A 21,249-nucleotide genomic window follows, 5' to 3' on the forward strand; every position below is an offset into this window, starting at 1 on the left:
GCGCTAGCCTTGGCGCTCGCTTTCAGTTGTCGAGTCCCATGGCTTTTTCATACCGCCTGTTGATCGTTCCCGTGTTGTTTTGCGCCTGCTGGTCACCCTTGGCGTCGGCCTTTGACGTGTCCACTCAGAGCACCGTCATCAGTGCGTATGCCACCAGCAAGGTGACGTCAGCGCCTTTTGACAGAAAATTGATACTGGCCGCCCAGGATGACGCTGCCGCATTTATCGCCACTGACGGCCAATGGCGGGGAGCTCGCCTGGAATCCGCGCTGGATTATCTGCGCCGGACCCAGCCAAAACTTCATGCCAGCGACCTTGAACTGGCGCAAGCAATTCTCGTCCAATAATCATCTTTGTATTTCCATCTTTGTATTTTGGAGTCATCCCATGCGTAGCCCGCTGATCGCCGCCGCTCTCGGCCTGCTGTTGTTGGCCGATGTTGCCCACGCGCAAACCCTCAAGGCCACCAGTAACATCGTCGTGCGTGCCTCGGCCCGCACCATTGATTTCACCTCGGACACCACCACCTCCATCCGCGACTCCAAAATCGTGCGCGAAGCCCACGATGACGCCGCCAGCTTCGTCGCCACCAATGGCGAGATCCGTGGCGCGCAGTTGGAAGCCGCCTTCAACACCCTGCGAACCCGTGTACCGGAAGCTCGCGACGCCAGTGACCAGACCCTCGCCGAAGCTATCCTCGCTCTGTGAGGCGGCTAGTCGCCTGGCTACTGGCCGGGACTGTGCTGCTCTGTGCCAGCGCAGCCCAGGCCAGCCTGCAACTGCGGCTCAAGACCGAAGGTTTGAGCCCGGCCGAACAGCAGGCCAGCCAGGCATTGCTCGATGAGGCGATGCGCGCTTTGCCGCCACGCTTTATCGAGCAGCTGGACCGGCGGATTGATGTCGGCTGGACCGACAAGATGCCTGAAAACGCGTACGGCCAAGCCTCTCTGGTGTCCGAACTGGACCTTAACCAAAACCTGCTTGCCAGCCTGACCGACGGCAGCGCGGCCACGCAGAAGACCCACCGCCCCCACGGCACCGTACGCCGCGAAATGCTCGCCACCGTCCTGCATGAACTGACCCACATTTATGACCGTGCGCGCCTGTGGACCAAAGACGAGCGCCGGCTGATCCAGCGCTGCAGCCGCCAGAACAACATCACCGGCCTGATCGGCCTTCCCGATCAATGCCGAGGCCAGAATGACCGCCGCTTTACCTTAAGTGACGACCCGCGCCTGCTGGACCTTGCCGGCTGGCCGCAATACGTGGGGCGTCGCGGCGAACGGGAGCAGCACAACCATCAGGTTGCCCGCAGCCCGGACATCTACGAAACCACCAGCCCGCTGGAGTTCGTGGCCGTCAACATGGAGTACTTTCTCCTCGACCCAAGCTACGCCTGCCGTCGCCCCGCGCTGTTTCGCTATTACAAGGAACACTTCGGCTGGGCGCCGCCAAAGCAAGACACCTGCGCCACCACCTACGCGTTCCTGAACGCGGGTAACGATTTCGCCAAGACGCCACTGGGTCAGATCGATCCGGAGCGGGTGTATGAAATCGATTACCTGCTGGCCGAAGCCAACCAAAACCTGGTCAGCCGCTGGGGCCACAGTATGTTGCGCCTGGTGATATGTGCGCCTGGTCGCCCACGTGGCCCGGATTGCCGGCTGGACCTGGACCAGCACCTGGTGCTGTCCTACCGCGCATTTGTCGGTGACGTACAGCTGTCGAGCTGGGATGGCCTGGTGGGCAAGTACCCTTCACGGCTGTTCGTGCTACCGCTGGCCCAAGTGATCGACGAATACACCAAGACCGAGTTGCGTGGCCTGGCGTCCGTACCGCTCAAGCTCACACGTCAGGAAATCAACGACACCGTCGAGCACGCCGCCGAAATGCACTGGAGCTATGACGGCAACTACTTCTTCATTTCCAATAACTGCGCAGTGGAAAGCCTGAAACTGTTACGCAGTGGCAGCGCCAACCCGCAATTGACCGGCCTGGACAACATCACCCCCAATGGTCTGCTGGAAGTGCTCAGCGCCCGTGGCCTGGCCGACACCCGTGTGCTCAATGACAAACGCGAGGCGTTGCGCCTGGGTTATCACTTCGACTCGTTCCGCGAGCGCTACCAGGCAATGTTCGACGTGCTGCGTAAACATCTGCCGATCAAACAGACCCAGGTGGAAGACTGGCTGGCTCTCAGCGCCGACGAACGCCGTCAGTGGTTCAGCCAGGCCGACCTGCGCACCAGCGCTGCACTGTTGTTGCTGGAGCAGGCAAGCTATCGCAGGCAACTGATGCTGGCCCAGGACGAAGTCAAACAACGCTACCTCGGTGCACGCGAACTGAAAAACGGCGGCATGGAAAAAGCCAACAATACGTTGCAACAGATCCTCGCCAACAGCGGCTTCCTCAGTCGCCCCGCAGAACTGCTGGGCACCAGCGGCTACGGCCTGCCACAACCTTCGGAAGCCAAACGTCTGGAATCGGAAAGCGCCGAACGCCAGAAGCAACTGCAATCCTTGACCGGCGACCTGGATAAAGAGGTGCGGATGCTGCTGGAGCCGTCCCGCGCTGCCGAGATCGCCGCCTGCGAGGCCAACCTCAAACAGGTAGGTGAACATCTGCGCGCCCTGCACAAAGCCGCAGGTGGTTTGGAACTGCCTTAACCCACCTTAAAGAAAAGTCCTACAAACCTCTGATCGTCTGAGTGCTCAGCGAAAGCTGGCTGAAAGCTTCCCCGTCTAGGATCGCCCCACTGCCGGCAACAGACCGGCTGTTAACAACAACAATGGTGATTCCTGATGTCTGTCCGTACCCGCCTGTTCGCTCCAACTCCCACCGTACGCTACGTGCCTTTCGTACTGCGCTAACCCCCAACCGGTTCGCCATTCCCTAGCCGCGCTACGCCTGGAGTATTCCTATGCTGACTTTCCTTGGCTTTGCCATGGTCATCACGTTCATGTTCCTGATCATGACCAAGCGCCTCTCTGCGCTGATTGCTTTGATCATTGTGCCGATCCTGTTCGCCCTGTTTGGTGGCTTTGCACCGGAAATCGGCCCGATGATGCTGGCGGGTATCACCAAGCTTGCGCCGACCGGCGTGATGCTGATGTTCGCCATCCTCTACTTTGCGCTGATGATCGACTCCGGCCTGTTCGACCCGGCCGTGCGCAAGATCCTCAAGATGGTCAAGGGCGACCCGCTGAAAGTGTCGGTCGGCACCGCGGTGCTGGCCCTGGTCGTCTCCCTTGACGGTGACGGTGCCACCACCTACATGATCTGCGTGGCTGCCATGCTGCCGCTGTACCAGCGTATCGGTATGAGCCCACGCATCATGGCCGGCCTGATCATCCTCGCCGGCGGCGTGATGAACATGACGCCTTGGGGTGGCCCGACTGCCCGTGCCGCCAGTGCACTGCATGTGGACCCGTCAGATATTTTCGTTCCGATGATCCCGGCCATGGCCGCCGGTGTAGTGGCGATCCTGGTGATTGCCTACATGTACGGCAAGCGCGAACGTGCCCGCCTGGGTGAGCTGCACCTGCAAGGCGATGAAATCGACCACAGCGAGATCAGCGTGTCGCAATTCCCGGACGCCCGCCGTCCAAAGCTGATCTGGTTCAACGGCGCCCTGACCTTCGCCCTGATGTGCACCCTGATCGCCGGCCTGTTGCCGCTGCCAGTGCTGTTCATGGTGGCGTTCAGTATCGCGATGATCGTCAACTACCCGTGCCTGCAACAGCAGAAAGACCGCGTCGCCGCCCACGCCGGCAGCGTGCTGGCAGTCGTCGGGCTCATCTTCGCCGCGGGCATCTTCACCGGCATTCTGTCCGGTACCGGCATGGTTGATGCCATGTCCAAGAGCTTGCTGGCGGTTATCCCGGAAGCGCTGGGCCCGTACCTCGCAGTGATCACCGCGCTGGTAAGCATGCCGTTTACGTTCTTCATGTCCAACGACGCGTTCTACTACGGCGTACTGCCAGTACTCGCCGAAGCGGCCAGCCATTACGGCATCACCGCCGTTGAAATGGCCCGCGCCTCGATCGTTGGCCAACCCGTGCACTTGCTCAGCCCGCTGGTACCTTCGACCTACCTGTTGGTGGCCCTGGCCGGCATCGAATTTGGCGACCACCAACGCTTTACCCTCAAGTGGGCAGTACTGGTGTGCCTGTGCATAATGTTCGCGGCTCTGCTGATGGGGATTTTTCCGCTATTCAGCACTCTATAATCTTACCGACCTAACCGCGCGGCGCTGCAGCTTGCGCGGTTTCACACTAGCTCAAAGGAATACACATGGAATGGCTGACCAATCCGGAAATCTGGATTGCCTTCTTCACCCTGACGGCCCTCGAGATCGTCCTGGGCATCGATAACATCATCATGATTTCGATCCTGGTCAGCCGCATGCCCAAGCATATGCAGGCGCGCACCCGGATCTTCGGCCTGGCCCTGGCCATGGTGACGCGAATCCTGTTGCTGCTGTCGATTACGTGGGTCATGCAATTGACCGCCGACCTGTTCGTGGTCTTCGGCCAAGGCATTTCCGGGCGCGACCTGATTCTGTTCTTCGGCGGCCTGTTCCTGCTGTGGAAAAGCTCCCAGGAGATGTATCACGCACTGGAAGGTGAAGACGAAACCCACGATGAGCCGAAGGGCGCCGGTGGCAAGTTCATCTACACCATCATCCAGATCGCGATCATCGACATCGTGTTTTCCCTGGACTCGGTCATCACCGCGGTGGGCATGGTTTCCCATGTACCCGTCATGGTCGCCGCGATCATCGTCGCCGTACTGGTGATGATGCTGGCTGCCGGCACCATCAGCGAATTCATCGACAAGCACCCGTCGCTGAAAATGCTCGCGCTGTCGTTCCTGCTCGTAGTGGGTACCGTGCTCATCGCCGAATCCTTCGGCGTACACGTGCCAAAAGGCTACGTCTACTTCGCCATGGCGTTCTCGCTGGCGGTGGAAGCGGTCAACATCAAGATGCGCACCTCGATTGCGAAGAAGAAGAAACAACAGGACCCGGTGAAACTGCGCAAGGACATTCCGGGTCAATAAACCCGAGCCAGACAAAAAGGGGCTTCTATAAGCCCCCTTTTTTTCATCCGCAAAAAGCTGATTTCATGACAGTTTTGTTTCAATACCTTCTTTAGCTATGCGATGCTGGCGCAGAGCGCATCCGCCAACTACAGCTTAAGTACAAGACGTAGAACGGCACGCGGCAACTTTCCTTCGCCCCAATTGGGCGCACCTACACGGGGGGCCGAGCATGCTGACCTTGCTCAATCTGCTTTCCGCCGTGACCCTGCTTATCTGGGGCACGCACATTGTCCGTACCGGCATCTTGCGGGTTTACGGTTCCAACTTGCGCCAAGTCATCGGGCAGAACATGTCCAAGCGCTGGCTGGCTTTCGTCGCCGGTATTCTGGTGACGGCCATGGTGCAGAGCAGCAACGCCACGGCAATGCTGGTGACCTCGTTTGTCGGCCAGGGCCTGATGGGCCTCACGCCCGCGCTTGCGACCATGCTTGGCGCCGACGTCGGTACGGCATTGATGGCGCGGGTGCTGACCTTCGACTTGTCCTGGCTGTCACCGCTGCTGATCTTTCTGGGGGTGATTTTCTTCCTGTCGCGCAAACAGACGCGAGCGGGCCAGATGGGACGGGTCGGGATCGGCCTGGGCCTGATCATTCTCGCCCTGCAACTGATCGTCGAAGCCGCCGGGCCGATTACCCATGCCCAAGGCGTCAAAGTCATCTTCGCCTCGCTGACTGGCGACATCTTGCTGGACGCCTTGGTCGGCGCGTTGTTCGCAATGATTTCCTACTCCAGCCTGGCCGCCGTATTGCTGACGGCAACGTTGGCCGGCGCCGGAGTGATCGGCCTGCACGTGGCCATCGGCCTGGTGATCGGCGCCAACATCGGCAGTGGCGTGCTGGCCTTCCTCAGCACCAGCATGCAAAACGCCGCCGGTCGCCAGGTCGCGCTGGGCAGCCTGCTGTACAAACTGATCGGCCTGCTGCTGATCATCCCCGTACTCGACCCGCTCGTGCGCTGGATGGACGGTCTGGACTTCAGCGCCCAAGGCATGGTCATCACCTTCCATGTGCTCTACAACACCATCCGCTGCCTGATCCTGCTGCCGAGCATCAGCCCGATGGCACGCCTGTGCGCCTGGTTACTGCCGGAACAAGCAGAGGTCAACGGCAAAGCCAAGCCGCGCCACCTGGACTTGGCCTCACTTGCCACGCCAAGCCTTGCGTTGGCCAACGCCGCCCGCGAAACCCTGCGTTTGGGCGACCTGATCGACAACATGCTCACCGCCATGCTCGAAGTGCTGCGCGGCAAGCAAACGGCTATTACCCAGGAAATGCGCAGCCTCAGCGATGACGTCGAGGCACTCTACAGCGCGATCAAGCTCTACCTCGCGCAAATGCCCCGCGAAGACCTCAGTGAACAAGACAGCCGCCGTTGGGCCGAGATCATCGAGCTATCAATCAACCTGAAACTGGCTGGCGACCTGATCGAGCGCATGCTGCGCAAGGTCCAGCAGCAGAAAACGTCACAGCGTCGCCAGTTTTCTGAAGTGGGCCTGGAAGAACTGGCCGGCCTGCATACACAGTTGATTGCCAACCTGCGCCTGGGCCTGTCGGTGTTCCTCAGCGCCGACCCCGAAAGCGCCCGCCAATTGCTGCGCGAGAAGCGCCGCTTTCGCGCCCAGGAACGCCGCCTGGCGCATGCTCACGTCAGCCGTCTGCAACGCAAAATCGTACAGAGCCTGGAGACCAGCTCCTTGCATCTGGAGCTGATTGCCGACATGAAACGTCTCAACTCACTGTTCTGCAGCAGCGCCTATGTGGTGCTCGAAACCTCCGATACCGGCGCACTCTCCGCTGAAGATATTGCTGACATCACCCATTCGCCCTGAACGTACGGGCGACTGCACAGTCAGTAAAAAATGGACTTAAAACCAAACCGGCAATGTGGGAGCGGGCTTACTCGCGAAAAAAGCCGTGTGTCAGTCTACGATTCAGCCGACTGAACCACCGCCTTCACGAGCAAGCCCGCTCCCACAGTCATTCGCCAGGAAGCTTGTTATGCGTCGCCTGTTATTCGCCTGCCTGCTGTGGGGCTCTGCACACGCCTTTGCCTTTGATCGTCTGCAAGTCGAGGGTTACACCCTGCCCAACGGCCTGCAATTACTGCTCAAACCGGGCACCGAGCGCGGGCACGTGGCTATCCGCCTGGTCGTAGGCGTAGGCCTGGATGACTTCCGTTGTGAAGAAAAGGAGTTGCCGCACCTGCTCGAACACCTGTTGTTCAGCGGCATCGACGGCGGCGGTGAAGGCGACCTGGAAGACCGCATGCAAGCCCTCGGCGGTGAGTGGAACGCCTACACCAGCAACGCCGACACGACCTTTGTGATCGAAGCGCCCGCGCAGAACCAACGCAAGGTACTCGACTTGCTGCTGGCAATCGTCACCCGCACTGAACTGACCGATGCCAACATCAACGCAGCCAAGCAGGTGGTCGAACGCGAAGATGGCGGCCACTACTCACACCTGCAACGCCTGCTCGACCGCCAGGACCTTGGCCACACCGCCAGCAACCAACTGGCCGTCGAACTGGGGCTCAAATGCGCCGAACGTGCGCAAGTCGACCACCTGACCCGCGATCAATTGGAGTCCCTGCGCAAGCATTGGTACGCGCCCAACAACATGACCCTGATTATCGTCGGCGACCTCGACAAACTGCTGCCGGCCTACCTGGAGCGCACCTATGGCCAACTCGACCCGGTCGAGCCGAGCGAGCATTTGCCGCTACCGGAAATCCAACATGCCGCCGCCAGCTACCGTGATCTCGTCCACGGCTGGGTCGGTGACAGCGCCAAGCTGCACTGGCTGTTCCCGGAACCGGTACTCGACGACCAACATGATGAAACCTACGACTTGCTCAAGGACTACCTGGACTGGGCGCTCTACCGTCAACTGCGCCTCAAGCACGGTTTGTCCTACGGCCCATGGAGCGAGCGTGAAGTGCTCGGCGGCGTTGGTTTCCTGAGCCTGAATGCCGACCTTGAGCGAGACAAGCTGCCTGAAGCCGAACAGGTGCTGCAAAACCTCAAGGCGCACCTGCTTAAAGACGGCCTCGACCCGGCGACATTCGCCCGCCTGCAGCAAGCTGCCATCGCCCGCCAAGCCTGGGCAGTGCAAGGCAACAGCGCCCTGGCCGACTATTACTGGAGTGCCTCCGGCGACTACAACGACGGCCATTTCAGTGACCCGGCGAAGCGGATCAAGGCCGTGACCCTGGCACAGACCAACCAGGCCATGCGCCAGGTGTTCGACCAACCGGGCTATTGGCGCGTGGAAAAACCGCTGCTCAGCTATGACACCCTGGCCTGGATCGGCGTCGGTGCGCTTGGGCTGATTGCCAGCGGGTTGATCGGCGTTCGTCTTTATCGCAAACGGATCGCGTAATGAAGCACCGAGCCCAGGACTAAGACGTTATTCTGTCGGGGTTTTTTCCTACATACACTGTGAACTGCCCATGCCAAACCTGCCGCCCCTCATCCAGCGCATCCTCGTACTGATCAAGCGCTACCCAGGGGTGATCGCACTCGGCGGTTTTATCTCGGGTGTGTCCAGCTTCATTCTGGTGGATCGCCAGCAAGGCATGGCCAGCTGGATCGCCGTGATTATGCTGGTGAGCTGGCTGTGGCTGATGCTGGAAAACAGCTTTACCCAGCTGTTCGCCAAAGTCTTCAAGCGGGAAATCCCGGAACCGCTGCTGCGCTATGCCACCCAGATGATCCACCAGGAAAGTCTGTTTTTTGTATTACCGTTTTTTTTCATCACAACCACCTGGAACAGTGGCCAATCGATTTTCACTGGCCTGCTCGGTGCGGCGGCGCTTGTGTCGATTACCGACCCGCTGTACTACAAATGGCTGGCTCCCAAGCGCTCATTGTTCCTGGCGCTGCACACCCTGACCCTGTTCGCAGCGCTGCTCACCGCGCTGCCGATTATCCTGCACCTGACCACCGCCGAAAGTTACAAGCTCGCGCTGGGCGTCGCCATGGCATTATCGATCCCGAGCCTGGCCACAAGCCTGCCGCTGCGCAGTATCAAAGGCTGGGCGATGCTGCTGGGAGTCACCGCCGCCATTGGTTGCGCCGGCTGGTTCCTGCGCAGCTGGGTACCGCCGGCCACGTTGTGGATGACCGAAGTCGCGATCAGCACCCAGTTGCAAGACCGCACGCCAGGCGACGACCTCAAGGAAGTCAGCGCCGCCCAACTGCGCAGCGGCGGGCTGTACGCCTATACCGCGATCAACGCCCCGCGCGGGCTGGATGAGCGGATTTACCATGTGTGGAAATTCAACGGCCAAGAGGTCGACCGCATCGCCCTGGATATCCACGGTGGGCGCAAGGAAGGCTACCGCGCCTGGACCCACAAACAGAATTTCCCGGCCGATGCGGTTGGGCGCTGGCAGGTGCGGGTGCTGACGGAAGACGGGCAGGTCATCGGCGTACTGCGCTTCAAAGTCACTGACACAGCACAAACGGACACGCCAAAGTAGGCCGGATCGTGCTATTACGTAGGGATTGTGGATAGCCAAACAAGCTCGGAGCTTATGACCACTCGTACGACGGCCGGCGCAGCCCACCTCGATTCGTCTACCGTTCCCCCGTTACTCAGGATTACAGGGGACTGGACGCTTGCCCACTATGCAAACCTGAAGAAGCTGTCGGACAAACTCGATGGCCAATACGACGCCGGTGCCCGCATTGACCTCAATGGCCTCGGCGCCCTGGACACTGCCGGCGCGTCGCTGTTGGTCGAGTTGCTGGGCCCCGACCGCATCGAGCAATCTGCCGAGCAAACCGACTGCAGCCTGTCCGCCCCCGACCGCGCGTTGCTCAAGACCGTCTACCGCTCCCTGAATGACTTTTGTGTGCCGGACAAGGCCCCCGAGGAAACCGCCGGCATCCAGGTGCTGACACGCATCGGCCGTGCGGTTGACACCGTCTGGCAGGACAGTAATCAGCTGCTGGGCTTTATCGGGGTGATCCTCGAAACCTTCGCCCGCAGCATTTTCCGCCCCAAGCGCTGGCGTATCACGCCCATGGTCGCGCATATCGAACAAACCGGCCTCGACGCCGCGCCCATCGTGGCACTGCTGACGTTTCTGGTTGGCGCGGTCGTCGCGTTTCTCGGCGCCACGGTGCTCAAGAGTTTCGGCGCGACCATTTTCACCGTGGACTTGGTGGCGTTCTCTTTCCTGCGTGAATTTGGTGTATTGCTCACCGCCATCCTGATCGCCGGGCGCACCGCCAGCGCCTTTACAGCGCAAATCGGCTCAATGAAAGCCAACGAAGAAATCGACGCCATCCGTACCCTGGGCCTGGACCCGATGGAGTTGCTGGTTCTGCCGCGCGTAATGGCGCTGCTGGTGTCGCTGCCGATGCTGACCTTCCTGGCAATGCTCTCGGGGATTATCGGCGGCGGCGTGGTGTGCGCCGTCACGCTGGATATTTCGCCGGCAATGTTTCTCTCGCTGTTGCAATCGGACATCGGCGTACAGCATTTCCTGGTCGGCATGGTGAAAGCCCCCTTCTTCGCCTTCCTGATCGCGGCGATCGGCTGCCTCGAAGGCTTCAAAGTCAGCGGCAGTGCCGAGTCGGTCGGCGCCCACACCACCTCCAGCGTGGTGCAATCGATCTTTGTGGTCATTGTGCTGGATGCGGTCGCCGCGCTGTTCTTCATGGAGATGGGCTGGTGAGTCGTCTACGCCGTGCGCCCTCCGAGGCGGTGATCGAAGTGCGCGGCCTGTGCAACCGCTTTGGCAGCCAGAGCGTGCACGAGAACCTCGATCTGGATTTGTATAAAGGCGAGATCCTCGCAGTGGTCGGCGGCTCCGGCAGCGGCAAGTCCGTGCTGTTGCGCAGCATCGTCGGCTTGCGCCGCCCCAGCGAAGGCGACGTGCGGGTGTTCGGCAAGAACCTGCCGAGCCTGCCGGAACATGAACGCTCGCTGGTGGAACGGCGCTTTGGCGTGCTGTTTCAGAAGGGCGCGCTGTTTTCTTCACTGACTGTGACCGAAAACGTCGCCCTGCCATTGATTGAGCACGCGGGCCTCAGCCGTGCCGACGCCGAGCACCTGGCCGCGGTCAAACTGGCGTTGGCCGGGCTGCCTCTTTCGGCTGCCGACAAGTACCCGGCGTCACTCTCCGGCGGCATGATCAAGCGCGCGGCATTGGCACGCGCCTTGGCGTTGGACCCGGACATCCTGTTCCTCGATGAACCCACCGCCGGCCTCGATCCGATTGGCGCGGCGCAGTTCGACCAACTGATCCTGACCCTGCGTGATGCGCTGGGCCTGAGCGTGTTCCTGGTCACCCACGACCTCGACACGCTGTACACCATCACCGACCGCGTCGCCGTGCTGGCGCAGAAGAAAGTGCTGGTGGCCGGCGCCATCGATGTTGTCTCGGAAACGGACGACGCGTGGATTCACGAGTATTTCCACGGCCCCCGAGGCCGCGCGGCATTGACTGCCGCTCAATCGTTCAACGAGGTATGACATGGAAACCCGAGCCCATCATGTGATGATCGGTCTGTTCAGCGTGATCGTAGTGGTTGGCGCCATGCTGTTCGGCCTGTGGCTGGCCAAGTCCAGCGTGGACAGCGCCTTCCAGGAATACGAGGTGGTGTTCAACGAGGCGGTCAGCGGCCTGTCCCAGGGCAGCTCGGTGCAATACAGCGGGATCAAGGTAGGCGATGTCACCAGCCTGCGCCTGGACCCGAAAGACCCGCGCCGTGTGCTCGCACGTATCCGCCTGGCCGGGCAAACGCCGATCAAGGAAGACACCCAGGCCAAACTGGCACTGACCGGTATTACCGGCACTTCGATCATCCAGCTCAGCGGCGGTACCCCGCAAAGTCCTGAACTCAAGGGCAAGGACGGCAACCTGCCGGAAATCATCGCGTCACCATCGCCGATCGCACGCCTGCTCAATAACAGCAACGACCTGATGACCAGCATCAACCTGCTGCTGCACAACGCCAACCACATGTTCTCCCGGGAGAACGTCGAGCGCCTGAGCAATACGCTGGACAACCTGCAGCAGACCACCGGCGCCATCGCCGAACAGCGCGGCGATATCAAGGTGGTGATGCAGCAGCTGATGCAAGTCAGCAAACAGGCGACTGCGGCACTGGAGCAAACCACTGTGCTGATGCGCAATGCCAACGGCCTGCTCAACGAGCAAGGCAAACAGGCCTTCGGCAGCGCCGAACAGGCAATGAAATCCCTGGAGCAAAGCACCGCGACCATCAACACCTTGCTGACCAACAACAAGGACTCGGTGAACAGCGGCATGCAGGGCCTCAACGAATTGGCGCCCGCCGTGCGCGAACTGCGCGAAACCTTGGGTTCGCTGCGCGCCATCTCCCGCCGCCTCGAAGCCAACCCCAGTGGTTACCTGCTGGGCAGCGACAAGAACAAGGAGTTCACGCCATGAAGCGTGCTTACCAAATGATCGCCCCTCTGGCCCTGGCCCTGATCAGCGCGTGCTCGATCTTGCCCAAGCCGGACCCGTCGGATGTCTACCGCCTGGCTTCAGCACACACCAGCACCCAAGGCACGCCGGTCAGTTGGTCACTGCGTGTGTCAAAGCCCCAGAGCAGCGAGTTTCTCGACAGCCCGCGCATTGCCGTGGTGCCCAACGGCGACCTGATCAGCAGCTACGCGAACTCACGCTGGAGCGACCCGAGCCCGGTGCTGCTGCGCAATCGGTTCATGGACGGTTTCCAGCGCGATGGGCGGGTAACGCTACTGAGCACCGACGAGACCAACCTGCAGGCCGACTATGAGCTGGGCGGCCAGTTGCAGGCTTTCCAGAGTGAATACCGGGGCAATCAGGTGGACGTGGTGATTCGACTTGACGCACGGTTGGTGCGCGCAAGTGATCAGCGGATTATTGCCAGCCGTCGGTTTGAGGTGAGGCAGGCTGCGGGCGATACCAAGGTGCCGGCGGTGGTCGCCGCGTTTGGGCAGGCCGGGGATCAGCTGAATAAGCAGGTGGTGGATTGGGTGGTGCAGCAGGGCAATGCCGTTGAGAAACGCTGACGGCCTCTTCGCGAGCAAGCCCGTTCCCACATTTTGAATGTATTCATCGTTCAAAATTGGAAGCGGGCTTGCTCGCGATAGCTATTCAAGCCTTAACCAAAGAACCAGTAGCACACCGCAATCGCCGCCACGACGCCGGCAAACTCCGCCAGCAACGCACACCCTACCGCATGCCGCGCCCGCTGTATTCCTACCGAACCGAAGTACACCGCCAACACATAAAAGGTGGTTTCCGTGCTGCCCTGAATGGTTGCTGCCACCAGCGCAGGGAAGCTGTCTACGCCCTTGGTTTGCATGGTCTCGATCAACAGCGCGCGTGCGGCACTGCCGGAAAACGGCTTGACCATCGCCGTCGGCAGCGCGTCGACAAAACGCGTGTCCATGCCGCTCCAGGCCACCACATGGCGAATGCCCTCCAGGCCGAAGTCCAACGCCCCGGAGGCGCGCAACACACCCACGGCACACAGCATCGCCACCAGGTACGGCAGCAGGTTCTTGGCAACGTCGAAGCCCTCTTTGGCACCTTCGACAAATGCCTCATAAACCTTCACCTTGCGCAGCGCGCCGATCACCAGGAACAGCATGATCAACCCAAACAGCGTGAGGTTACCGAGTATCGAAGAAAGGCCGGCCAGGGCCGTGGCGGACAGGGTCGCCAGCAGCGCCATAAAACCGCCCAACACCAGTGCACCGGGAATCAGGTAGGCCAGCACCACCGGGTCCCACAGGCGCAAGCGTTGCATCACGGCCACCGAGAGCAGGCCGACCAGGGTCGAGGCACTGGTCGCCAGCAGGATCGGCAGGAACACCAACGTCGGGTCCGCGGCACCTTGCTGGGCGCGGTACATGAAGATCGTCACCGGCAACAGCGTCAGCGAAGAGGCGTTAAGCACCAGGAACAGAATCTGCGCGTTGCTCGCAACGTTCGGGATGGGGTTGAGTTCCTGCAACGCCTTCATGGCTTTCAGGCCGATAGGCGTCGCGGCGTTGTCCAGGCCCAGACCGTTGGCGGCGAAGTTGAGGGTGATCAAGCCGATAGCGGGATGGCCGGCGGGCACTTCCGGCATCAGCCGGCGAAACAGCGGCCCGAGCGCCTTGGCCAGCCAATCGACGATCCCGGCCTTTTCGGCGATGCGTAAAAAGCCCAGCCATAAGGTCAGGGTGCCGAACAGCAGCACCATCACTTCCACTGACAATTTGGCCATGGCGAAAATACTTTCGACCATCGCCGCAAAAATCCCGGCATTACCGCCAACCAGCCACTGCACCAGTGCTGACACCATTGCCACGACAAAGAAGCCAAGCCACAGGCCATTGAGCATCAGTTGAATCCCCCGAAAGATGGAGCGAATGATAACGGGGCTGGCAGAAACGACAAACCCCGGATTTCCCGGGGTTTGTTTCACATCACTCGCGCATCAGCCGCGGCTGGCCTCGCCGGCCGGCAGCGCTTCTTTACTGCGCCAGTGCGGCAGGGAATTCCAGTAGCGCTCGCCCTTGGCGTCGTCGTACATGCCTTCCCAACGGGAGATGACGAGTACGGCCAAGGCATTGCCGATCACGTTCAGTGCGGTACGTGCCATGTCCATCACACGGTCGACACCGGCGATGAACGCCAAGCCTTCCAGCGGAATGCCCACGCTGCCCAATGTGGCCAGCAGCACCACGAAGGACACGCCCGGCACGCCGGCGATACCTTTGGAGGTGACCATCAGGGTCAGCACCAGCATCAGTTGCTGGCCGATCGACAGGTCGATGCCATACAGCTGGGCGATAAAGATTGCAGCAATGCTCTGGTACAGGGTCGAACCGTCGAGGTTAAACGAGTAGCCGGTCGGCACCACGAAGCTGCAGATGGCCTTTGGCGCACCGTACGCCTCCATCTTCTCGATCACCCGAGGCAGCACGGTTTCCGAGCTGGCGGTCGAGTAGGCCAGTACCAATTCGTCCTTGAAGATACGCATCAACTTGAGGATCGAGAAGCCAAACAGGCGTGCGATCAGGCCCAGTACCGCAAAGGCGAAGAACAGGATGGCCACGTAAACCAGGATCACCAGCTTGGCCAGCGGCAGCAAGGAAGCGAAGCCGAAATTGGCAACGGTCACCGCGATCAGGGCAAAGACACCGATAGGGGCGTACTTCATGATCATGTGGGTGACTTTGAACATGCTCTCCGACACGCCCTGGAACATGGTCACCAGCGGCTCGCGCAGCTCAGGCTTGAGGCTCGACAAGCCCAGGCCGAACAGCACCGAGAAGAAGATGATCGGCAACATATCGCCGCGTGCGACCGCCGCGAAAATGTTCGACGGGATCAGGTTGAGGATCGTCTCGATGAACGCATGCTCATGCTGCACTTCGGCGGCGGTGGCGGTGTATTTGGAGATGTCGACGGTACCCAGGGTACTCATATCGATGCCAGCGCCCGGGTGGAACAGGTTGGCAAGCAGCAGGCCGACCACAATGGCGATGGTGGTGACCACTTCGAAGTAAAGGATGGTTTTGACACCGATTCGGCCGAGCTTCTTCGCGTCCCCCACACCGGCGATGCCCACGATCAACGAGGAAATCACAATCGGGATCACGATCATCTTGATCAGACGGATAAAGATATCGCCCGCTGGCTGCAACACATTGCTGATCCACCAGGCTTTTTCAGCACTGAAATGGTTGAGCACTGCACCGATTGCGATCCCCAATACCAAACCGATGAGGATCTGCCAGGCGAGGCTTAGCTTTGCCTTCTTCATGTCATTACCCTTACTTCAAGTGGACTTAAGGCGGATGCGCCATCTGGAACGCTCGGAAGCGAAAAAGTGTGTGCATCTGCCTCCGTAGAAGGTCACCGCAGCGTGGCCGAAATGGCTTACTGGCAGGCGAAAAAAGGCGCAACTATTCCCATGCAAGGGAGCGACGTCTAATGCCGTAAACGCCTACCCTATGCCGAATCGGCATGGCTTTTTATGAAAATAACTGTCCGAACGGTCAGTTCAAATACGCCAATTCAGCAGGTGAATATGCCGTTAACCGGCCAATACAGGCTCGCTCAGAGATGTTGGACGACCTCAGGTCACTGGCAGAAATGCCTGGGATTTGATGAGCTTGGCGTCGGAGAAGTCCTATAGCGTGCGGAAAATTTTCTAGATAGAAGGTCGCTCCGACACACCAAGTAATGGTTGAGCGGAAGCACAAAAGAAAATAACGGCTATAGACGACATACAAGATGGGCAATGAGAGTCATAAGCCCGCCGCAAGTTCAGCAAGCTTGAGGACTTGTGAACTTGCGTCGCAGCTTTTCACCTGACCCGGCCCTTGCGCAGGCACTCCCTGTACCCGTAGGTCACGCCGATCTCGATTGATCAGAGCAACCCGGCCCCCTGGTCAAGCACCGCCTTTGGCGAGCGGTGCAAGTGGAAGGAAGCAAAGTGGCCTCTTTCCATGGACGCCGGCTCCGTAGACGGCAGATGCGTCAGACGGAACCTAGTACCAATTCGGATCTTTCTTGAGCTGCTCCATCAGCAGCTTCTGCATGCCTTCGTCCGGCTTACCGAGGAAACGGTAGTCAGCGTGCCGCGTCGGTGACTTGTCTGCCGGCAGACCTGCCGGGACCTGTACCAACATGGCGTAGGCATGTTTCTTGCTGTAGCTGAAGGCAACGACCAGACGCTTGTTCAGGCACGTGTCTGCTGTCTCGCAGAGCGGCCCGACCAAGTACTTGTCGCCATCTTCTTCCACGGCATTCATTTGTTCGGCCGTACCGGAGAGGTTCATCACCCATTCCGGCAGCCGCTCTTCTTTCTTCACAACGCCTTGCCAGGTCTCACGAAACTGTGGATCGGAGCTGAGCAGTTCGTTGGCCCGGGTCTGACCGTCATTGGCGGCCATTACCAGGCCGCTACCGCCCAAGAGCAGGGCGGCAGCTAGCGCTTTGAGAGACAAAGTGGTCATTTTCAGCCTCGGCCGCGACGACCAAAGAAGAACGAAGCGATGAACATCACCAGGAAGACCACAAACAGAATTTTTGCGATACCCGTGGCAGTGCCCGCGATGCCGCCGAAGCCCAGGACTGCAGCCACAATGGCGATGATCAGAAATGTGATTGCCCAACTCAACATGGTGATTCTCCTTACGCTTTTATAGGGGTAACAGCGGTAGTGCGGTGCAGCCGCTCAACTCAGCGACGTTTTGTTGCCTAGAACACCCAACGCTCCTGAGTTGGCAATTCACCCAGGGTGGAATCCTGGTCAGCCACTCTCAATTGCGGGGCGGTTACGTCGGCGGGAGCGCTGCCAACGGAACGGAAATGGGTCTGGGTCATGAGCGGGCGTTCAAACTGCGGGGTTTGTTGCTGACTCTGTTGCCAATGCTGCAACTGCTGGCCGGCGATCAACGTGACCATCAAGGCCAGGCTGGCGAACAGACCTTGCTGCAAACGCACTGGCGATACACGCAATTGGCTGCTGAGGCTTTGGCGAGTCATGCTGCATTTCTCCCGCATTCTGGTTATTCGTTCATGACGCTGTCAGGAGAGGTATTGCAGGGTGCATGCCAGATTTTTTACAAAATAAATCCCAATAAAATCAGCATGTTATGAATGCGCGACGGTTATAGAGGCCAGCATCCTGCACGATGCCTCTGTCCAGGCCGTGCGAAATGCACGACGGCCAATGGTCGGATCAACGGATCGAAAGCAGCAGTTGAGTTGCCGAAGTGGCAAGAAGGGATGAAAACGCTATCAAACGGCGTGTTTGTAGGAGAGCGTGAAGATACCTGCGCGCGGACGCCGTTTATCAATCAGAATAAACCATGCAACTTGCCCGATTATTCCGGGACTAATCAGCATCATTTATCGTTAAGGAGCGCGGGACAGATGGAATCAGCCAAGGAACTTCAAGGCCGCATTCTTTTAGTGGATGACGAATCCGCGATCCTTCGCACCTTCCGCTACTGCCTGGAAGATGAAGGCTACAACGTAGCGACCGCCAACAGCGCCGCCCAAGCCGATGCCCTGATGCAACGCCAGGTGTTTGACCTGTGCTTCCTGGATTTGCGCCTGGGCGAAGATAACGGCCTGGATGTATTGGCGCAGATGCGTATCCAGGCGCCGTGGATGCGCGTGGTCATTGTTACCGCGCATTCCGCCGTAGACACCGCAGTCGATGCGATCCAGGCCGGCGCCGCCGACTACCTGGTCAAACCGTGCAGCCCTGACCAATTACGGCTGGCCACCGCCAAGCAGTTGGAAGTGCGCCAACTGTCCGCCCGCCTGGAAGCGCTGGAAGGCGAAGTACGCCAGCCCAAGGACGGGCTCGACTCCCACAGCCCGGCGATGATGGTGGTACTGGAAACCGCACGCCAAGTTGCCGGGACTGACGCCAATATCCTGATTCTGGGCGAGTCCGGCACCGGTAAAGGCGAGTTGGCGCGGGCCATTCACGGCTGGAGCAAACGTTCGAAAAAATCCTGCGTGACCATCAACTGCCCGTCACTGACCGCGGAACTGATGGAAAGCGAATTGTTCGGCCACAGCCGCGGCGCGTTTACCGGTGCCAGTGAGAGCACATTGGGCCGCGTCAACCAGGCCGACGGTGGCACGCTGTTTCTCGACGAAATCGGCGACTTCCCCCTCACTTTGCAACCCAAATTGCTGCGTTTTATCCAAGACAAGGAATATGAGCGCGTAGGCGACCCGGTCACCCGGCGCGCCGATGTGCGCATCCTGGCGGCCACCAACCTGAACTTGGAAGACATGGTGCGCGACGGCCGCTTCCGGGAAGACTTGCTCTACCGCCTCAATGTCATCACCTTGCACCTGCCGCCGCTGCGTGAACGCAGTGAGGACATCCTGACCCTTGCCGACCGCTTCCTGGCACGCTTCGTCAAGGAATACGCCCGACCGGCACGCGGTTTCAGCGACAGCGCGCGTGAAGCGCTGCTCAACTACCGATGGCCAGGCAATATCCGCGAACTGCGGAACGTGGTGGAACGCGCCAGCATCATCTGCCCACAGGAAAAGGTTGAAATCAGCCACCTCGGGATGGCCGAACAACCGACCAACAATGCCCCGCGCATCGGCGCAGCACTGAGCCTGGATGAGCTGGAGAAAGCGCATATCGGTGCAGTACTCGCCACCAGCGACACGTTGGATCAAGCGGCACGCACCCTCGGCATCGACGCATCGACCCTTTATCGCAAACGCAAACAGTACAATTTATGAGCTGTACTTTATGAAGCTTGCGATGAAACTGCGCACTCGGTTATTCCTGAGTATCTCAGCGCTGATTACCGTCGCCCTGCTGGGACTGATTCTGGGACTGGTCAGCGTCATGCAAATGGCCAAGAGCCAGGAGTCGCTGATTCGCAGCAACTTCATCACCCTGGACCTGGGCCTCAAGCTGCGCCAGAGCTTGGGCGATCAGTTGATCCTGATGCTGGAGGATCGACCGGACCCCGCAGCCCTGCAAACCTCCAAAGAGCAATATTTCGCCCTGCTGGATCAAGGTATCGCCCACGAACAGCAAGACGGCAGACTCAGCGGCTTCGCCCAGGCACGTGCCGACTACCTGAACTTCCTCAAGGCGTTTGACGAGGCCCAGCAAAGCTCGCTGGCGAACAATAAAAACCAGAAACTGACCGAAACCTTCAATGCATTGCGCAATGGCCTGATCGCCGAACACAAACAAGCGCTGGAGAATATCAACACCAGCGAATACAAATCGCGAGACCGAGCATTGCTGATTGCCGGCCTTTTAGGGTTGGTTGGCCTCGCGGTACTGATCATCGGCTTCGTCACTGCACACGGCATCGCACGGCGGTTTGGCGGGCCGATCGAAGCCTTGGCCAAAGCCGCTGACAAGATCGGGCAGGGTGATTTCGAAGTGACGCTGCCCCTCTCGTCGGCAGCGGAAATGAATCAACTGACGCGTCGCTTTGGCATCATGGCCGAAGCGCTGCGCCAGCATCAGGCGACCAATGTCGACGAATTGCTGGCCGGCCAGCAGCGCCTGCAAGCGGTGCTCGACAGCATCGACGATGGCTTGCTGATGATCGACCGCCAGGGCCGCCTGGAACACCTCAACCCAGTGGCGCAGCGCCAACTGGGCTGGGACGAGGCGCGTTTAGGCCAGGGCCTGGGCGAAGCACTGGGCCGCCCGGAAATGGATGAACAACTTCAGTTGGTACTGCGTGGCGGCAACCTGGAGCGCGCGCCGGAAGACCTGGAAGTGGAAGTCGAAGGCGAATTACGCCTGCTGACCTACAGCCTGACGCCCGTCAGCCATACCCAAGGGCATATTCTGGGCGCGGTGATGGTGCTGCATGACGTCACAGAACAACGCGCTTTCGAACGGGTGCGTAGCGAATTTGTGTTGCGCGCTTCCCACGAGTTACGCACACCGGTGACCGGCATGCACATGGCCTTCGGGCTGTTCCGTGAGCGGGCAAAGTTCCCTGCGGACTCGCGTGAAGCGGACCTGCTGGATACGGTCAATGAAGAAATGCAGCGCTTGATGCAGCTGATCAATGACCTGCTCAACTTTTCACGCTACCAGAATGGCCTGCAAAAGCTCACGCTCGGGCCGTGTAATGTCACCGACCTGCTGGAGCACGCACGGGCCCGATTCACTGAGCCAGCGAATGCACAGAACATCGAGTTATTGGTGGAGGCCCAAGCAGAGTTGCCCAGGCTGTATGCCGACCAGGCGCAGTTGGAGCGCGTGCTCGATAACCTATTAGGCAACGCGTTGCGGCACACCGCGCAAGGCGGCCAGATTCGTCTCCAGGCACGCCGTCATGGCGAGCGGGTAATTATCAGCGTCGAAGATAACGGCGAAGGTATTGCTTACGGCCAACAAGGGCGGATCTTCGAACCCTTCGTCCAGGTGGGCCGCAAGAAAGGCGGCGCCGGCCTGGGGTTGGCTCTTTGCAAAGAGATCGTGCAATTGCACGGCGGCCGCATGGGCGTGTATTCGCGGCCGGGGCAAGGCACGCAGTTCTACATGGCGCTGCCGCTGTAATCTGACTGCTCGGGTTGCCTTGTCACAGCGACAAGGACCTGAAAGCCCCCCCATCAAACTACCGACGCACAGGTGAAAACCCGAGAGCGGGTTTGCTC

General features: G+C 59.8%; 19 protein-coding genes. 14 read left to right on the top strand and 5 right to left on the bottom strand.

The features are described from left to right. Window positions 1-38: 38 nt before the first annotated feature. From JFT85_RS15355 to JFT85_RS15410, 12 genes are all read left to right on the top strand, one after another. Window positions 39-347, top strand: coding sequence for a DUF2388 domain-containing protein (locus tag JFT85_RS15355; protein ID WP_053253697.1), 309 nt, complete (start codon window positions 39-41; stop codon window positions 345-347). A gap of 40 nt (window positions 348-387) precedes the next feature. Beyond that, complete coding sequence (locus JFT85_RS15360) at window positions 388-708, top strand: DUF2388 domain-containing protein (protein WP_053253696.1); 321 nt, start codon at window positions 388-390, stop codon at window positions 706-708. After that, entirely contained in the window at window positions 705-2,666 is a 1,962-nt protein-coding gene (locus JFT85_RS15365; RefSeq protein ID WP_069551813.1) for a DUF7844 domain-containing protein, read from the top strand. Before JFT85_RS15360 ends, JFT85_RS15365 begins: the two co-directional genes overlap by 4 nt. Before the next feature lie 254 nt (window positions 2,667-2,920). Continuing rightward, window positions 2,921-4,228 (top strand): CitMHS family transporter, encoded by a 1,308-nt coding sequence (locus tag JFT85_RS15370; RefSeq protein ID WP_053253694.1) that lies wholly within the window; start codon window positions 2,921-2,923, stop codon window positions 4,226-4,228. Window positions 4,229-4,293: 65 nt separating this feature from the next. Then, the gene (locus JFT85_RS15375) at window positions 4,294-5,061 is read left to right on the top strand and encodes a TerC family protein (RefSeq protein WP_053253693.1); all 768 of its coding nucleotides are present in this window, start codon (window positions 4,294-4,296) and stop codon (window positions 5,059-5,061) included. A gap of 211 nt (window positions 5,062-5,272) precedes the next feature. After that, window positions 5,273-6,931 carry a Na/Pi cotransporter family protein gene (locus tag JFT85_RS15380; protein WP_201230083.1) on the top strand — a complete coding sequence of 553 codons (1,659 nt, stop codon included), beginning with the start codon at window positions 5,273-5,275 and terminating at the stop codon, window positions 6,929-6,931. Window positions 6,932-7,100: 169 nt separating this feature from the next. Further along, window positions 7,101-8,483, top strand: a complete 1,383-nt coding sequence (locus JFT85_RS15385) for a M16 family metallopeptidase (RefSeq protein ID WP_053253691.1) — start codon at window positions 7,101-7,103, stop codon at window positions 8,481-8,483. A 70-nt stretch (window positions 8,484-8,553) separates the two neighbouring features. Then, window positions 8,554-9,585: a DUF5924 family protein gene (locus JFT85_RS15390; protein ID WP_053253690.1), complete on the top strand. Its 1,032-nt coding sequence runs from the start codon at window positions 8,554-8,556 to the stop codon at window positions 9,583-9,585. Window positions 9,586-9,639: 54 nt separating this feature from the next. Beyond that, the gene (locus JFT85_RS15395) at window positions 9,640-10,788 is read left to right on the top strand and encodes an ABC transporter permease (protein WP_053253689.1); all 1,149 of its coding nucleotides are present in this window, start codon (window positions 9,640-9,642) and stop codon (window positions 10,786-10,788) included. Continuing rightward, window positions 10,785-11,588 carry an ABC transporter ATP-binding protein gene (locus tag JFT85_RS15400; protein WP_053253688.1) on the top strand — a complete coding sequence of 268 codons (804 nt, stop codon included), beginning with the start codon at window positions 10,785-10,787 and terminating at the stop codon, window positions 11,586-11,588. Before JFT85_RS15395 ends, JFT85_RS15400 begins: the two co-directional genes overlap by 4 nt. 1 nt (window position 11,589) lies before the next feature. Continuing rightward, window positions 11,590-12,528 carry an MlaD family protein gene (locus tag JFT85_RS15405; RefSeq protein WP_053253687.1) on the top strand — a complete coding sequence of 313 codons (939 nt, stop codon included), beginning with the start codon at window positions 11,590-11,592 and terminating at the stop codon, window positions 12,526-12,528. Continuing rightward, window positions 12,525-13,136, top strand: coding sequence for an ABC-type transport auxiliary lipoprotein family protein (locus JFT85_RS15410; protein ID WP_201230085.1), 612 nt, complete (start codon window positions 12,525-12,527; stop codon window positions 13,134-13,136). Before JFT85_RS15405 ends, JFT85_RS15410 begins: the two co-directional genes overlap by 4 nt. A 92-nt stretch (window positions 13,137-13,228) precedes the next feature. Here JFT85_RS15410 and JFT85_RS15415 read toward each other — a convergent pair whose 3' ends face one another. The 5 genes from JFT85_RS15415 to JFT85_RS15435 form a co-directional block, all read right to left on the bottom strand. Beyond that, window positions 13,229-14,458: a nucleoside recognition domain-containing protein gene (locus JFT85_RS15415; protein ID WP_053253685.1), complete on the bottom strand. Its 1,230-nt coding sequence runs from the start codon at window positions 14,456-14,458 to the stop codon at window positions 13,229-13,231. A 96-nt stretch (window positions 14,459-14,554) separates the two neighbouring features. Beyond that, complete coding sequence (gene gltP / locus JFT85_RS15420; RefSeq protein ID WP_053253684.1) at window positions 14,555-15,886, bottom strand: glutamate/aspartate:proton symporter GltP; 1,332 nt, start codon at window positions 15,884-15,886, stop codon at window positions 14,555-14,557. A gap of 730 nt (window positions 15,887-16,616) precedes the next feature. After that, the gene (locus JFT85_RS15425; protein ID WP_201230087.1) at window positions 16,617-17,084 is read right to left on the bottom strand and encodes an inhibitor of vertebrate lysozyme family protein; all 468 of its coding nucleotides are present in this window, start codon (window positions 17,082-17,084) and stop codon (window positions 16,617-16,619) included. A 2-nt stretch (window positions 17,085-17,086) separates the two neighbouring features. Then, entirely contained in the window at window positions 17,087-17,251 is a 165-nt protein-coding gene (locus JFT85_RS15430) for a DUF1328 domain-containing protein (RefSeq protein WP_003170804.1), read from the bottom strand. A 77-nt stretch (window positions 17,252-17,328) separates the two neighbouring features. Next, window positions 17,329-17,616: a hypothetical protein gene (locus JFT85_RS15435; RefSeq protein ID WP_201230089.1), complete on the bottom strand. Its 288-nt coding sequence runs from the start codon at window positions 17,614-17,616 to the stop codon at window positions 17,329-17,331. A gap of 390 nt (window positions 17,617-18,006) precedes the next feature. Between JFT85_RS15435 and algB the strand changes: the two genes are divergently transcribed. Both algB and JFT85_RS15445 read left to right on the top strand, forming a co-directional pair. Then, window positions 18,007-19,353 carry a sigma-54-dependent response regulator transcription factor AlgB gene (gene algB / locus JFT85_RS15440; protein WP_053253681.1) on the top strand — a complete coding sequence of 449 codons (1,347 nt, stop codon included), beginning with the start codon at window positions 18,007-18,009 and terminating at the stop codon, window positions 19,351-19,353. 10 nt (window positions 19,354-19,363) lie between these two features. Beyond that, window positions 19,364-21,151, top strand: a complete 1,788-nt coding sequence (locus JFT85_RS15445; protein WP_073638251.1) for an ATP-binding protein — start codon at window positions 19,364-19,366, stop codon at window positions 21,149-21,151. Window positions 21,152-21,249 lie beyond the last annotated feature (98 nt).

Source organism: Pseudomonas sp. TH04 (assembly GCF_016651355.1).
Classification (GTDB): Bacteria; Pseudomonadota; Gammaproteobacteria; order Pseudomonadales; family Pseudomonadaceae; genus Aquipseudomonas; species Aquipseudomonas fluorescens.